General features: G+C 46.7%; 11 protein-coding genes. 4 read left to right on the top strand and 7 right to left on the bottom strand.

All coding sequences use genetic code 11. The features are described 5' to 3' along the window. Window positions 1–462, bottom strand: coding sequence for a transcriptional regulator AsnC (gene asnC, locus SHEWPOL2_RS09200; RefSeq protein WP_011073571.1), 462 nt, complete (start codon window positions 460–462; stop codon window positions 1–3). A gap of 95 nt (window positions 463–557) precedes the next feature. Next, window positions 558–1,235 carry a bifunctional tRNA pseudouridine(32) synthase/23S rRNA pseudouridine(746) synthase RluA gene (gene rluA / locus SHEWPOL2_RS09195; protein ID WP_037427817.1) on the bottom strand — a complete coding sequence of 226 codons (678 nt, stop codon included), beginning with the start codon at window positions 1,233–1,235 and terminating at the stop codon, window positions 558–560. 187 nt (window positions 1,236–1,422) lie between these two features. On the opposite strand from rluA, the gene SHEWPOL2_RS09190 reads away from it, so the two are divergent. Both SHEWPOL2_RS09190 and SHEWPOL2_RS09185 read left to right on the top strand, forming a co-directional pair. Next, window positions 1,423–3,339 carry a U32 family peptidase gene (locus SHEWPOL2_RS09190; protein ID WP_037427816.1) on the top strand — a complete coding sequence of 639 codons (1,917 nt, stop codon included), beginning with the start codon at window positions 1,423–1,425 and terminating at the stop codon, window positions 3,337–3,339. A gap of 142 nt (window positions 3,340–3,481) precedes the next feature. After that, window positions 3,482–3,856 carry a PH domain-containing protein gene (locus SHEWPOL2_RS09185; protein ID WP_037421824.1) on the top strand — a complete coding sequence of 125 codons (375 nt, stop codon included), beginning with the start codon at window positions 3,482–3,484 and terminating at the stop codon, window positions 3,854–3,856. A 65-nt stretch (window positions 3,857–3,921) separates the two neighbouring features. On the opposite strand, the gene SHEWPOL2_RS09180 is transcribed toward SHEWPOL2_RS09185, so the two are convergent. Next, a complete protein-coding gene (locus tag SHEWPOL2_RS09180) occupies window positions 3,922–6,207 on the bottom strand; it encodes a toxin-antitoxin system YwqK family antitoxin (protein ID WP_037427814.1) in 2,286 nt (761 codons plus the stop codon). Window positions 6,208–6,344: 137 nt separating this feature from the next. Here SHEWPOL2_RS09180 and SHEWPOL2_RS09175 point away from each other — a divergent pair, with 137 nt between their 5' ends. Continuing rightward, entirely contained in the window at window positions 6,345–6,671 is a 327-nt protein-coding gene (locus SHEWPOL2_RS09175; protein ID WP_037427811.1) for a cupin domain-containing protein, read from the top strand. Window positions 6,672–6,715: 44 nt separating this feature from the next. Here the strand turns inward: SHEWPOL2_RS09175 and SHEWPOL2_RS09170 are convergent, their stop codons facing one another. From SHEWPOL2_RS09170 to SHEWPOL2_RS09160, 3 genes are all read right to left on the bottom strand, one after another. Continuing rightward, window positions 6,716–7,906: a membrane dipeptidase gene (locus tag SHEWPOL2_RS09170; protein ID WP_037427810.1), complete on the bottom strand. Its 1,191-nt coding sequence runs from the start codon at window positions 7,904–7,906 to the stop codon at window positions 6,716–6,718. Window positions 7,907–8,016: 110 nt separating this feature from the next. Further along, complete coding sequence (locus SHEWPOL2_RS09165) at window positions 8,017–8,460, bottom strand: SufE family protein (RefSeq protein WP_037427808.1); 444 nt, start codon at window positions 8,458–8,460, stop codon at window positions 8,017–8,019. 51 nt (window positions 8,461–8,511) lie between these two features. Next, complete coding sequence (locus SHEWPOL2_RS09160; protein WP_086024014.1) at window positions 8,512–9,882, bottom strand: cysteine desulfurase; 1,371 nt, start codon at window positions 9,880–9,882, stop codon at window positions 8,512–8,514. 298 nt (window positions 9,883–10,180) lie between these two features. Between SHEWPOL2_RS09160 and SHEWPOL2_RS09155 the strand changes: the two genes are divergently transcribed. Continuing rightward, complete coding sequence (locus tag SHEWPOL2_RS09155) at window positions 10,181–11,881, top strand: methyl-accepting chemotaxis protein (RefSeq protein ID WP_037427806.1); 1,701 nt, start codon at window positions 10,181–10,183, stop codon at window positions 11,879–11,881. Between the two features lie 129 nt (window positions 11,882–12,010). Here the strand turns inward: SHEWPOL2_RS09155 and SHEWPOL2_RS09150 are convergent, their stop codons facing one another. Continuing rightward, a complete protein-coding gene (locus SHEWPOL2_RS09150; RefSeq protein WP_037427805.1) occupies window positions 12,011–13,627 on the bottom strand; it encodes a DEAD/DEAH box helicase in 1,617 nt (538 codons plus the stop codon). Between the last annotated feature and the right edge of the window lie 361 nt (window positions 13,628–13,988).

Genomic DNA, 13,988 nt, shown 5'->3' with positions numbered 1-13,988 from the left:
TTAAGGCTTTACTGCCCGTGTAATCGGGTTTTGCAGGCTGATCAGGGTTTCAGTCGATTGAATTTCGTCGATTGATTGGATGCGGTTAATCAGCACATGTTGCAGGCCATCGATGGATTGGCACATGACTTTGACAAAAATGCTGTAGTTGCCAGTGGTATAGTAGGCTTCAACCACTTCTTCTAGGGCGTTTAGCTTGGCGATGGCGGCGGGGTAGTCGCCAGCACTTTTGAGATTAATTCCAATAAAACAGCAGACATCGTAACCCAGTGCCTTGGGATTGATGGTGATCTGGGCACCCGTGATAATCCCCGCTTGTTTCATTTTCTCGACACGCACATGAATGGTACCCGCACTCACGCCGAAACGTTTGGCAAGTTCGGCAAAAGGTGTGCGCGCGTCTTGCATTAAGGCTTCGAGGATATGGTTATCTAGCTGATCGCGCTGAAATGCGGTTTCCATAAATAAACTCTCTATAACATAATGAATTGTCATAAAGTTACGTTCTTTTATGGTGAATGGCTACTGCTTTTGCGTTTTTTAATTGTTTTTAGTGATCATTGCTCACCTTCTGGTTCGCAAAAGGAGGCATTAGCGCTGAATGTCATAGGTTCACCCGTATATGGGTGTTTGATCGTAAGCTCTGCGGCGTGGAGTAATAATCGCGGTGCTAAGGATTTGGCCAGTGGATCGGCGTAAAAGCCATCGCCTAGGATCGGATGGCCGAGTGCCATCATATGCACTCTGAGTTGGTGTGAGCGCCCAGTAATCGGCTTGAGTTTAACCAGTGTCGAGCGCTTGGCGCGGCTTAACACTTCAAAATGGGTCAATGATGGCTTGCCAATGTCGTGGTCAACTTTCTGTTTTGGGCGATTGGGCCAGTCGCAGATCAGCGGATAATCTACGCTACCTGTATCGTTTTTGACATGGCCAGCGACTCTGGCGAGATAGGTTTTGCTGGTTTCTCTATCATGAAACTGGCGTTTTAATTCGCGTTCGGCGCTACGAATGAGCGCAACCACTATTACACCTGAGGTCGCCATATCAAGGCGATGGACGATTTGGCAATGGGGATGCTCAGCTTTTACTCGGGCGTACACACTGTCGTAATGGGCGGGATCGCGACCAGGCACTGATAACAACCCCGAAGGCTTGTTGACGACGATAATGTCTTTATCTTGGTAAAGCACATCGAGCCAGGGAGTTGTTGGTGGTTGGTAAATAAAATCAGTCATAATCGCGCCTATTCAATAATGCGCGGCAAAGATACTCCGCTAGGCTCTGGGGTGCAAGTTTGTTGTCTCTCCTCCTTATCTCGCCTCGCTTTAATCCAGCGAAAAATGATTTGCAGATAGAGCTGGATTTGAGTTTTTGTTATACTCGTCACCTTTTTCGTTATTGTTCATTTTGAGCCTGTGAAGTATGAGCCAGCCAGAGATTTACACCCCTGAGACACTTTTTCACGTTAATAACCGTCTAGAGTTATTGGCACCAGCAAAAAATGCTGATTATGGTATTGAAGCCATTCGCCATGGTGCCGATGCGGTTTATATCGGTGGTCCAGCATTTGGGGCGCGTGCAACGGCGGGTAACAGTGTGGAAGATATCGCTCGCCTATGTGCTTTTGCACATAAGTATCATGCTCAAGTGTTTGTCGCCCTCAATACGATTCTGATGGACGATGAGCTCGAAACCGCAGAAAAACTGATTTGGGATGTGTATAACGCGGGCGCCGATGCACTGATAGTGCAGGACATGGGCGTATTACAGCTTAACCTGCCGCCGATTGCACTGCACGCCAGTACGCAAATGGACAACCGTAATCCCGAAAAAGTTGCCTTCTTAGAGCAAGTGGGATTCTCGCAGGTGGTATTGGCGCGCGAGCTGGGCTTAAGCCAAATTCGTGAGGTTGCGGCTCATACTAATATGCAGATTGAGTTCTTTATCCACGGAGCCCTGTGTGTGGCCTACAGTGGCTTATGTAACTTAAGCCATGCCTTTAGTAATCGCAGTGCTAACCGCGGTGAATGTTCGCAAATGTGCCGCTTACCGGGCAATCTTAAGACCCGCCAAGGGGATGTGTTGGCGCAAAACGAGCACTTACTCTCATTAAAAGATAATAACCAAACCGATAACCTCGAAGCTTTGATTGATGCCGGTGTTCGCTCCTTCAAAATTGAGGGGCGTTTAAAAGATTTAAGTTATGTAAAAAACGTGACTGCTCATTATCGCCAAAAACTCGATGCCATTATGGCGCGTCGCCCTGAGTTTGTGGCTTCATCCCATGGCCGTACTGAGCATACGTTTACCCCAGATCCCGAAAAAACCTTTAATCGTGGCAGCACCGACTATTTTGTCCATGAGCGTAGCCAAGGGATTAAAGATTTTCGCTCGCCCAAATATATTGGCCAAGATGTGGGTAAAGTGGTCGCTCTTGGTAAGGATTTTATTCAAGTCAGTTCAACCCACGAATTTAATAACGGTGATGGGTTGGCTTACTTTCCACCCAATTATGCGATGGCAAAGCAGTCCGACGACAAGTTGCAAGGTTTACGGGTAAACCGCGCCGAAGGCCATAAGCTGCATGTGTTACAAGTTCCACGGGATTTACGTGTTGGTATGACTTTATACCGTAACCATAATCAGGCATTTGAAGCCTTGTTAGCGAAAGAGTCGGCCAAGCGAATTATCGGTGTAGATATGCGTTTAACCGATACAGCTAGGGGCGTAGCGCTGACTTTAACCGATATCTACGGCCTCAGTGCTACGGTTGAGTTGGAAGTTGAAAAGACACCCGCCACCGACGCTGAAAAAACCTTGCAGACGATTCGTACACAATTATCGAAGCTTGGCAGTACCGATTTTACGGCGCGCCAGATCAGTATCGAAACCGCTCAGCCTTGGTTCCTGCCTGCTTCAACCCTTAACGGCCTGCGCCGTGATGCGGTAGCGGCATTAGAACTTGCCCGTGTTGAAGGTTACCAGCGCCCAAAACCTTGGAAATATAACCAAGATGCTGTGTATCCATTCAAACACTTAAGTTACTTAGGTAACGTGGCAAACGAAAAGGCGAAGGATTTTTATCAGCGCCATGGCGTGATTGAAATTCAGGATACCTACGAGAAAAACGGCGTGACTGAAGACGTGCCTTTGATGGTGACTAAGCACTGCCTGAGATTTAACTTTAATCTTTGTCCTAAGGAAGTGCCGGGAATAAAGGCCGATCCTATGGTGCTCGAGATCGGTAACGATGTACTTAAGTTAGTATTTGATTGCCCTAAGTGCGAGATGCTTGTTGTCGGTGAAAACCGTCAGGTTCGCGGCCAAAAAGCGCTTTAATTAATGCCTTGATAGCAAGGGAGCATTGAGCATTCAATGCTCCCTTTTTTATTGTTTTTCAGCTGCTCAGCTTTCTCATTGTTGCCTATGGGTTACTGAAAGGATACTTTATTGAAAAATTTTAATAATAAAGGATGTCAGCATGGGACTATTAGATGGGTTGCTCGGAAATGCTTCTGAGGTGAATTTACAGGAGCTGGCCGAAGAGCTGCGCCCAATCATGGGGATTCAGGAAGAATTAAAGCTGGCCTATAAAGTGGTCCGTGATCTGTTTGTATTTACCAATAAGCGCTTGATCTTAATTGATAAGCAAGGGCTCACGGGCCAAAAGACCAGCTATCACTCCGTGCCCTATAAATCCATCACCCATTTTGAAGTGGAAACCACAGGCCATTTCGATATGGATGCCGAGCTAAGAATTTGGATTTCAGGTCGAAGTGAGCCACTGGTAAAAGAGCTTAAGCGCGGCACCGATGTGGTCGGGATCCAAAAGACTATCGCCACTTTTGCACTATAGTCTTGTAATTTAATACTTTTGTATCAAGATATTATAAGCAAGCTGGTGTGCTTGCTTATATCCAATCAATTTAATACTCGGTAGTTTAGGTCGTTAGACTGTTCTATTGGTTTTCCGCTCATAGTGTAAGTTTCTGATAGTGTGATTCGACCTTGCTCATCATATTGATTATGGATGCCGACCCAAAATTGCTCTTCTCCTTGGAAGTGTAGGTTACCCTCCTCAGCGATTTGGCTGTTGGGGTGATAGCGCTTCATGGCGTAGAGTTGGCTATCTGGGTCAAATTTTAAATGATAAGAGAGGATAGGAGCGGGTTGTTTTGCTTGCTGCCAGCTTGCAGTGTCTGCTCCAGTTGAAGTCACTTCTGTAAGATTCAAGTGAGTTTCATCAGCATCAGCTTGAATTGTTGCAGTTTGTTCCTGTGTATCCTCTGCGCCATCAAAATAATGGCGGCTTTCATTGAGCTTACCATCGTCACTGAGCCAAGCTTCGCGCTGTAACTGGCCTTGTTGAGTAAAACGTTGCCAATGGCCGACATCAAGGTAATCACCATCGATATAGGTGATAAAACCCGTTTCGATGAGTTTGCCTTGTTCAGAAAAGGATTTTGAGCTGTATCGTTCTCCTTCTAGGCGAGTCAACAACCAACGAATTGTCCCATCTTGATAGTATTCTATCCGGGTATCAGGAGTGCCTTCTTGATAGTATTGCCTTTGATTATTCTCAAGATGATAGCCGCAGCGAGTATTTGAGTGGCTCTCAAAGGATTCAAGGATGCCCTGCTTGTTGTAGGCGCTACTTTGTTTGAGATAACCCTGTCCCTCTCGAACGACATATTCTGTAATAGTGCGGATGGTGCCATCTTCATAAAACCAGCGTGCAGTGCCATCACGATTGCCTTGGGTATGGGGCAAATACATTTGAATTTGTTGGTTTTCATAGTATTCAATAAAAGGCGCGATCGAGAGATTATGTCGATATTGACCTTCGGCAGATAGGACACCGCTTTCAAAGTAACTGCGAAATAATCCTTCTCTTAAGCCCTTTTCAAGGTAGATTTCAAGGGCGAGTTGGCCATTTTCATGGTACCAAGTGGCAAGGCCCTGTTCATGGCCATTTTCAAAGGGAATGCACTGTTCCAACTGCCCATTGGGATACCATTGTTCACTGTTGCCATGGGCGATACCGTTACTAAAATTGAGCTGTTTGGCGAGCACGCCATTGGGATGCCATTCTTGACGTAGGCCTTCATTTACCCCTTGTGAATTGAGTTGTACTCGCCACGCGAGTTGGCCATCTTCATAGTAAGTTTCAATGCGTTTTCCCACCTGATTGAAGTGGACTTCTTGCTTCAGATTGCCATTAGGATGATACCAAAGTTCGTTAACAGGCTTACCCATATCATGGGTTAATTCGGCTTGCAGCTTGCCATCCTCATAGTACATATACTCAATTCCGTGGATGTGATTTGCCACCATTGGGCGCGTCAGCCACAGATTGCCAGATTCATAATAGCGTTTTAACTGATTGATATAATTGCCTTCGCTATCCTTTTCTGCGGTTTCCCTTATCTGACCATTACTATGGTAGTAGGTGAGTAACATACCATCGAGCTGGCGTTCTTCGACTTGATTGATTTTTCCTTCATGGTCGTACCAAGTTTGGCGGCCAAGTTGTTGGTCATTAACGAAATGCCCCTCAAATTGCAGTACACCTAAGGCATTGAGCTGGCGCGTTATCCCGTTGCGCTCACCAAAGTAATTGCAATCTACCGCCTGAGTGATGTTAGGGGATAGGGTGATTATCCTCAGCAGCGAGCGCCCTTGCTCGGTATGAATTTGATGTAAAGTACGCTGCAATTTCCCTGTGAGGCTGGAGAAATCTTGCATATCGCCTTGAACGGTATGGGCTGAGTCGATAATAAAATGGCAAGTCACTAAATCTTGTGGGTTATAGAGTTCAACTTGCCATAGTGTTTGCTGGGCATTATTGGGATGAGGGAGCAGACTACAGGTTTTATCTTTGCCTAGATAAAAATATTGCCCAGGGCCATTGACCTCAATGCTGTCAAACTGAGTATCGTGAAAAGTACAGGACTCATGTTTATGTTCCCAGCCAAGGAGTTCAATGGTTTGCGGGTTATCAAAATAATATCGATTTATCGCTGCCTGAGTATCCACTCGATTGGCTTGCGCCGGAGTGGCCTGGATGGCAAGGCTAAAATAAGGCTTAAACGAGGAGGCTGCTTGAGTGGCTTGCGGCCGAGCTGCTTGAGATGGAATGTCTTGCTGGACGCCGCGTTTTTCTTTGGTATTAAACAACTTTGCTTTAAATGCGTTCAACAACGACATAGGTCAACATCTCCAAATCCATATGATACAACTGACTTATTTGGTAAATTTCTTAAGTCAAATAGGCCTATGATAACGGGTTATACTTTGGTTTCTCAATAGATTATCTTGCCCTTAAGTCGAGATCTGGATTCATGATGCTACAAAATTTTTATCAGTCACTCCCAAGTGATCTTTCACAAGAAGTGTTTGAAACCCTTGCCGGAAATGGCAATGTGAAGATTGAGCGCATTATCTCTAAAGGCCATTCGACCCCCGCAGGAGAGTGGTACGATCAAACCCAATATGAATGGGTGATGTTGCTTAAAGGAGAGGCACAACTCGAATTTGAGCAAGGTAGATTGTTAACACTTAAACCAGGGGATTATCTCACCATCGCGCCCCATGAAAAACACCGCGTCGCTTCGACTTGTATACAGGGCGAAACCTTGTGGCTAGCGGTATTTTATGATGCCTTGGTATGAGTCATGTTTTCTGTAGAGCGATAGCGCTGCTTAATCAATTGGATTTAGATTAAGACTTGATTTAACACTCGTTGCCAGTTGCCGCCCATAAAGCGGTCGCGGTCGGTCGATTTAAATCGGGCCTTGGCTAGGGCATCATCAATCCGACTCATGCGTTCGATATGGTTTAACTCAGGGATCACTACATGCCTTGGCTCAGCATCAAAGCCTAATACTTTTTTGGCCCTTAGGCTGTACCACCAATCCTGATATTCCTTAATGCCTTGGGCATTATCGTTATTCAGGGCTAACAGATTTTCTTGACCTCGCAGCGGAAAATCGTTGGCGATGGCCACACAATCAACTCCACCGACCCGGGCCACATATTCTAACTGGCGGATATAGTCATTGATCGTTGGGACGGCCTTATTGGTGAGCCAAAAGCTCATCATAAAGACACCAAAAACACCGCCTGAATTAGCAATAGCACGGATCACTTCATCTGGGCTACAACGGGCATGTTTAACGATCCCGCGCGCCGCGCCATGGCTTTGAACGATTGGCGCGCGGCTCAGTTTAGCCACATCTAACGCGGTCTGGGCGCTTGAGTGGCTCACATCGATTAATATATTGGCTTGGTTGAGTTTTGCGATAAGCGCTCGCCCATGATTCGTCAGCGGTTTATTGAGTCCGCCATTGGCATCGTTATCTAGCGCGCCGCCCGCAAAGGTATTGCCATAATGGTGAGTGAGTTGCAGTGCGCGTAGGCCTTGGCGATGAAACTCATCGACACGGGCCCATTGGTTGGCATCACTATCATCTTCAACACAGTCCGCACCTTGGATTTGAAAGAAAACTGCCGTGCGATTGCTCTCCCTCGCAAGCTGGATGTCGCGTCCTGTTAAGCCTTGTAAGAGGATATCGGGATGCTCGCTCACCCGTTTTGCTGCTTGCTGGATGCTGTCCAGGCAGGCTTTATAGGTTCGCTTGTAGTTTAAGGTGCCGTCGGCTTGTTCAATGGTTTCAATGGCGGAGATATCACACAGAAAGGCATCGAGGCCTGAGGCGCGAACATCGGCTAAATCATCGGGCAAAAAGGATAAACCATCGATATATAAGCGCCGTGCACGTGGCGGGAGCGGCGCAGCAATACTAGAGAAACTGGCAAAAGGGCTTAATGCACTGGCGGCGCTCAATCCGGTGACGGCACTGAGGCCTTTGAGCAGAGTTCGGCGACGGTGATTGATAGCCTTCATGGACGTGCACTCTCCTTTAGATTAAGCTCATTTGTACTTCTTTATACCCTGTTAAAGCATAGAAGTCTTTGATTAAATCCCTCTTTTGTCTATTTAACCCGCAGATTGATTTAGGGTTTTACCGCATCAATCATTGCCTTAGCTAAGGCATGTAAGCCGTTGGTACGCGAGGGACTTAATTGGCCCTCTAGCCCTAATTGTTTGAAATAGGCGGAAGGGTCGAAGGCGAGTATCTCGTCGCTCTGTTTGCCGTGACAGGCACTCAACAGTAAACCGATTAACCCCTTCACGATGCGCGCATCACTATCGGCCAGAAAATAATGCTTACCGTCTTGCTCAATATGGTATAGCCAGGCATTACTCTCGCAGCCCTTAACTTGAACAGACTCAAGGCGAAATGCATCTGCTAAAGTCGGTAAGGTTTTACCTAGTAACATGATTTGGCGATATCTTTCCTGCCAGTTTGGTGCCTGCTCAAACCGTGCTAATAGCGTTGCGGCATCCTCAACCTGATAAGCAAAATCGGTTGCAGGAGGCATGATTGGCAATGTCATGGGAAACTATCCTCTTTTTATCTGTTTTGCTGATGGCTTTAAGGATAAAACTTAGAGTAGCAATTCTTTAACTGAGGCCAAGGCGGCAATAAAGCGGTCGATATCGGTTTTATTGGTGTATATACCAATTGAGGCGCGGCAACAGCCTTTAAGGTTAAGGGTTTGCATTAAGGGCATGGCGCAGTGATGGCCGCAGCGAACTGCAACGCCTTGTTGATCTAATAAAATGCCCACATCCTGATGATGTTCATCGGCAAGGTTAAAAGCGACCGCGCCAATATTATCGCGATGTGCGCCATACAGATGCACATCGCCAAGGGGGCGCAGTTGGTTTTGCAAATACTGAAGCAGTTCAGCTTCATGGGCTTTAACCTCTGGCGTGAGGTGTTGTTGCAAAAAGCGGATAGCGGCGCCAAGGCCAATCACTGCACTGATCGGCGGTGTGCCAGCCTCTAAGCGATTAGGCAAGCTGCCAAATTCGGTGCCATCAAAACTGACGCGTTTGATCATTTCGCCGCCCGTAAGCAGCGGTGTAAGGCTATCTAGTATCTCGAAACGGCCATAAAGTACGCCAATGCCCGTCGGGCCGTACATCTTGTGGCCAGAAAACACATAAAAATCACAATCGATGGCGGCCATATCAACACTTAAATGTGCCACGGCCTGCGCGCCATCGACTAAGGTGATGGCGCCCTGTGCCTTGGCTTGCTGCACTAACTCGATAACAGGATTCACAGTACCTAAGACGTTGGATACATGGCAAAGGGCGACAACCTTGGGTTTCAGTTCCAGCAAGGCTTGGTAGGCATTTAGATCAAGTCGGCAATCTTGAGTCAGCGGAATAGGTTTAATGATAGCGCCCGTGCGTTTGGCCAATTCCTGCCACGGAACAATGTTGGCGTGGTGGGCGGCGCTGTCGATCAAAATCAGATCGCCTGATTTGAGTTGTGGCGTTAAGCCAAAAGCGACTAAGTTGATGGACTCAGTAGTGCCGTGGGTGAAAATGATTTCTTCACGGCGCTTGGCATTGATAAATACCTGCAATTGATCGCGCACCTTTTCGTAACTTGAGGTGGCGCGCGCCGATAACTGGTGCGCCGCACGGTGCACATTGGCATTGTCGTATTGGTAATACTGAGCCATTGCCTCTAACACACACTGTGGCTTTTGGCTGGTGGCAGCGGTATCAAGATAACACAGGGGATAATCGCCCAACATTTGGGTTAATGTCGGAAATTGTGAACGGATTTGACTATTGAGATCAAACGCCTGCGTTGGCAATGTGTTCGATTCAGGCACAACCTTCTCCGATACAAAATCGTCTATTGCAATGTTCACTGGTGCTGTGCTCTGTGATCCAATATCCAGCGGCGCAAGTTCGGCGTTGGGCAATGTGGTGTTGGTTGAGGCTGTGTGTGTCATCTACGGGCTTAACGCAATAAAAAGGCTGTTGGATCTTCTGTTATCTCTCAGGTGAATGCAAGTTTTCGTCGGATCTGCATTCCCGTTATCGCAATATCCAGCAAGTGTTAATGCTATTTCATATAAACACCATTCCATATAAGCACCATCACCTGTTTTGCTTTATATGTCGGACAAGGGCTGGGTGTAGGGATTAAATTTTTTGTTTAACCCAAGCGTGCTCATTGCAGCAAAGCTCAAAACTCCATCTATGCTATATAAAGACAAATAAGACATTGGCTGCTGGAGTGACATCCCTATGCTTAGCTTCTTAAAAGATTTACAGATTAAATATAAGATGGGCAGTTTAATAGCCATCATGCTGCTATTGATCCTGCTTTTGGCAGGATTTAGCTTGCTAAAAATGAAGCGAGTTGCCGATGAGATTCACGCAATCACTGTCGAAAACTTACCATTAGTGAAATTATCGAATGAAGTTACTATCTTGCAGCTTGAGAGTTCGATTAGCCTTGAGAAGGCTTTCAGAGCCTCTGAGATACCCGTTTCAGCGCAGGAGCGATTAATTGACGGCTTTATTGGAGAAGTGATTCAACATAAAGAGCGGATTAATAATGAGTTGATGTCGACTCAAACCATGCTCAATGAGGCGCTAGCATATCCCCAATCTTCAGAGTTACGAGATAAAACACAGCAGTTAACTCAAGAAATTACCAATATTATTCGAGTTTATCGAGATTACGATCTAAAGCTTGCCACCGTGGTCGCCGCAATCCAGCAACACACTAATCCTGCGGCATTGGTGCAACAGGTGAATGAACTTGAACAAACCCAAGGTGAATTTAATACCCAGCTAAGTCAGTTTGCGTTGCGTTTAGAGCAAATGACACAAACAGCAGTCACTGTTACCGAGAACGAAGAGCAAGACGCCATTTACGGCTTGATAGTTATTTCTTCTATCGCTTTGATTTTAGGTTTAGTTATCGGAATCGCCTTTAGTCAGTACATAGTACGTTCGATTATGCGCCTGCGTAATGCAGCAGCCATGATGGAGTCGGGAAACTTTAGCCGAGAATTAACAGTAGAATCGAAAGATGAACTGGGCGAGCTGACTATTAGTATGAATCAAATGGCCCTAACCCTCAGTAAAACCGTTGGGCAAGTGATTGGTCGCAGTGAAGAAATCGCATCTATGGTTACAGAGCTTAATGCTGTAGCTGAAAATAACCGTAAAGCGATGCTTAGCCAGCAGGAAGATACAGATCAAGTTGCCACCTCCATGACCCAAATGGCGGCGACAATTACTGAAGTTGCTAGCAGCGCCGAGAGCGCATCCTACTCCTCTGGACAGGCGGAAAGCCGAGTGAAAGAAAGCTGTGCCGTTGTTGATGCGAGTGAGAAAATTGCTCAGCAATTAGTGGCTAGCGCTCAGCAATCCAGTCAACTGATCCAACAGTTACAGGCCAGTACGGGTAAAATTTTAAATTTTGTGTCTGTAGTTGATGCGATTGCAGGCCAGACCAATTTGTTAGCCTTAAATGCCTCGATTGAGGCGGCAAGAGCGGGTGAGCAAGGTCGAGGGTTTGCCGTGGTTGCCGATGAGGTTCGTGCATTGGCAACTCGTAGCCAAACGGCTACACAGGAAATCAGTGAACTTATTCAAACTTTAGTGCTTGATGCGAAATCAGCTGTGGATTCATTTGGTAAAAATGAATTACAAATCAAAGACTCCTCTCTATTAGTCAATCAAATCAAACAAAACTTGTTTGAGATTTCGGATGCCTTAACCCAGTTATCGCAGGCTAATGCGCAAGTGGCTACCGCGAGTGAGGAGCAAGCTGTCACGGCTGAGGATATCAGTGAACGGATCAACACCATACGGGATTCAGGTGAGTCTGTGCTTAGCAGCGCTTTTGAAACGGCTAAAGCCAGTGAGTCACTCTCCCAACAGGCAAATTCATTACGTGAAGCGATGCTGCAATTTAAGGTGCGCACAGTCTAGGGATTTAGCACTATCACTATCAATTTGTTTAGTAAAATAAAAATGCCCAGCGCTTAGGCTCTGGGCATTTTTTATTGTGCATTTTTAGGATAACTGGCTGAAGCTTATCGCGACTATGACTTAACGCGATTAAGGCTTAACACGATTCGGGCGGTTATCTGCGCGATGTGAGTGCTGTTTCGGCTCATTAGAAGCCGGTTTTGTACTGTGTGGATGGCGGCCTTTGGGCTGCTCTTGGCGGCGTCCATCATTGTTTGATTTGTCGCTTCGTTCTGCATGGCTACGTTGCTGTGCACCTGAATGCGGTTTCGCTTTTGCATTGTTTCCCGCCGTTGCACTGTTAGTTGTGCCGCCATCGCGCTGAGGATGCTTACTCTTTGGTTTTGGCGAGCGTGCAACTGCTGCCTCGGTCTTATGATGTTCATTGCTGTTGCGTGATGGCGTGCTGTGCTTATCGTGGCTGCCATCTCGAACGCTTGATGTTTGAGACGCATCACGGCCAGAACCAGATCGTGGGGCAGGTTTTCCTGCACTGCGGTGTTTACGCTGGCTTGCCACGGCTTTTACTTTATGATTTTTACCTTGGGGAGTGAGCGTTGTTTCGGGCAGCGCATGCACTGGGCCAAAACCAGCAACTTCTTGGCGCTCGAGCACGCGGTTAATTAATCGCTCAATATCTTTAAGCAGTTTAATTTCTTCGCTGCTGACTAATGAAACGGCTTGGCCTGTGGCGCCAGCACGGCCGGTACGGCCAATGCGATGCACATAATCTTCAGGCACGTTAGGTAAATCAAAGTTAACAACTTGCGGTAACTGATCGATATCTAAACCGCGGGCGGCAATATCGGTCGCAACCAATACGCGAACTTCACCGCTCTTAAAGTCGGCGAGGGCTTTAGTGCGCGCACCTTGGCTTTTATTACCGTGGATCGCGGCAGCGCTAATGTCGGCTTGGATAAGGCTCTTCGCGAGTCGGTTTGCGCCATGTTTAGTACGCGAAAACACTAACACTTGCTGCCAGTTTTCCTGTTTGATGAGTTGGATCAGCAGGGCTGATTTTTGTGTTTTATCAACGGGGCAAATCCATTGCTTAACCGTCGTTGCGGCGGCATTGCGCGGCGTGACGGAAATCTCAACCGGATGATTGACTAACCCTTTTGCAAGCTCACGGATCTCATCGGAGAAGGTGGCTGAAAACATCAGGTTTTGTCGCTTAGCGGGTAAGAGTGCAAGGATTTTTTTGATATCACGGATAAAGCCCATATCCAACATACGATCCGCTTCGTCGAGCACTAAGATCTCAAGTTGATTAAACTTCACCGCATTTTGTTGCACAAGATCTAATAGTCGCCCTGGTGTGGCAACTAACACATCAACACCATGACGTAATTTATTGATTTGCGGGTTGATAGGCACGCCACCAAAGACCACAGCTGAACGCAGTGGTAGATATTTACCATAGGTTTCAACACTTTCGCCAACTTGTGCCGCCAGTTCCCTCGTAGGAGTTAAGACTAAGGCGCGAGTTTGTCCTGACTTGGCTTTTTGGCCTTTAGCGAGTAATTCCAGTAATGGCAGCGTAAAACCTGCGGTTTTTCCTGTCCCCGTTTGGGCCGCAGCCATGACGTCTTTGCCCGTTAGTACAGCTGGAATTGCCTGCGCTTGGATGGGAGATGGCGTGTCATAGCCCTGTTCGGATACGGCTTTTTGGAGTGGTGCGGATAAACCTAAGGCGGAAAAACTCATTAATGGATCTCTTGTGGCAACATCGCATCGTTGCTTTGGTATAGCCTGAACGGCGGGCGTGCAGCTTACATTAACAGGGGCCTCAGTGCTACGACTGAAAGCATTTTGTTGTATAAAGGCATAAAAATCCTATTTCATTAGTGGCTAATTTATCGACCTATCAGTATCTTGTTCAGTATTTAGCGAAAGATCACGTTTATGTTAATTTGATTGCTTATAAGTAGTTCAACTTGAGGTAAAATTAACAAGATTCCTCAATAGGTTGCCAAAGTGTTGGCCAGACATATTCATAAACGGGATATGTAAAGATTCGCGGGATGTTTTTCCGTTTGCAGGTTGAATTCTGCACCATTGCATTCTT

The sequence above is a fragment of the Shewanella sp. POL2 genome (assembly GCF_000282755.1).
Lineage (GTDB): Bacteria > Pseudomonadota > Gammaproteobacteria > Enterobacterales > Shewanellaceae > Shewanella > Shewanella xiamenensis.
This window is presented reverse-complemented; position numbering and strand designations above follow the sequence as displayed.

Coding starts and splice junctions, on each gene's coding strand:
- SHEWPOL2_RS09165 (WP_037427808.1), bottom strand. CDS start 8,460: ATGACATTGCCAATCATGCCTCCTGCAACCGATTTTGCTTATCAGGTT.
- SHEWPOL2_RS09170 (WP_037427810.1), bottom strand. CDS start 7,906: ATGAAGGCTATCAATCACCGTCGCCGAACTCTGCTCAAAGGCCTCAGT.
- SHEWPOL2_RS09160 (WP_086024014.1), bottom strand. CDS start 9,882: ATGACACACACAGCCTCAACCAACACCACATTGCCCAACGCCGAACTT.
- SHEWPOL2_RS09150 (WP_037427805.1), bottom strand. CDS start 13,627: ATGAGTTTTTCCGCCTTAGGTTTATCCGCACCACTCCAAAAAGCCGTA.
- SHEWPOL2_RS09175 (WP_037427811.1), top strand. CDS start 6,345: ATGCTACAAAATTTTTATCAGTCACTCCCAAGTGATCTTTCACAAGAA.
- rluA (WP_037427817.1), bottom strand. CDS start 1,235: ATGACTGATTTTATTTACCAACCACCAACAACTCCCTGGCTCGATGTG.
- SHEWPOL2_RS09190 (WP_037427816.1), top strand. CDS start 1,423: ATGAGCCAGCCAGAGATTTACACCCCTGAGACACTTTTTCACGTTAAT.
- SHEWPOL2_RS09155 (WP_037427806.1), top strand. CDS start 10,181: ATGCTTAGCTTCTTAAAAGATTTACAGATTAAATATAAGATGGGCAGT.
- SHEWPOL2_RS09185 (WP_037421824.1), top strand. CDS start 3,482: ATGGGACTATTAGATGGGTTGCTCGGAAATGCTTCTGAGGTGAATTTA.
- SHEWPOL2_RS09180 (WP_037427814.1), bottom strand. CDS start 6,207: ATGTCGTTGTTGAACGCATTTAAAGCAAAGTTGTTTAATACCAAAGAA.
- asnC (WP_011073571.1), bottom strand. CDS start 462: ATGGAAACCGCATTTCAGCGCGATCAGCTAGATAACCATATCCTCGAA.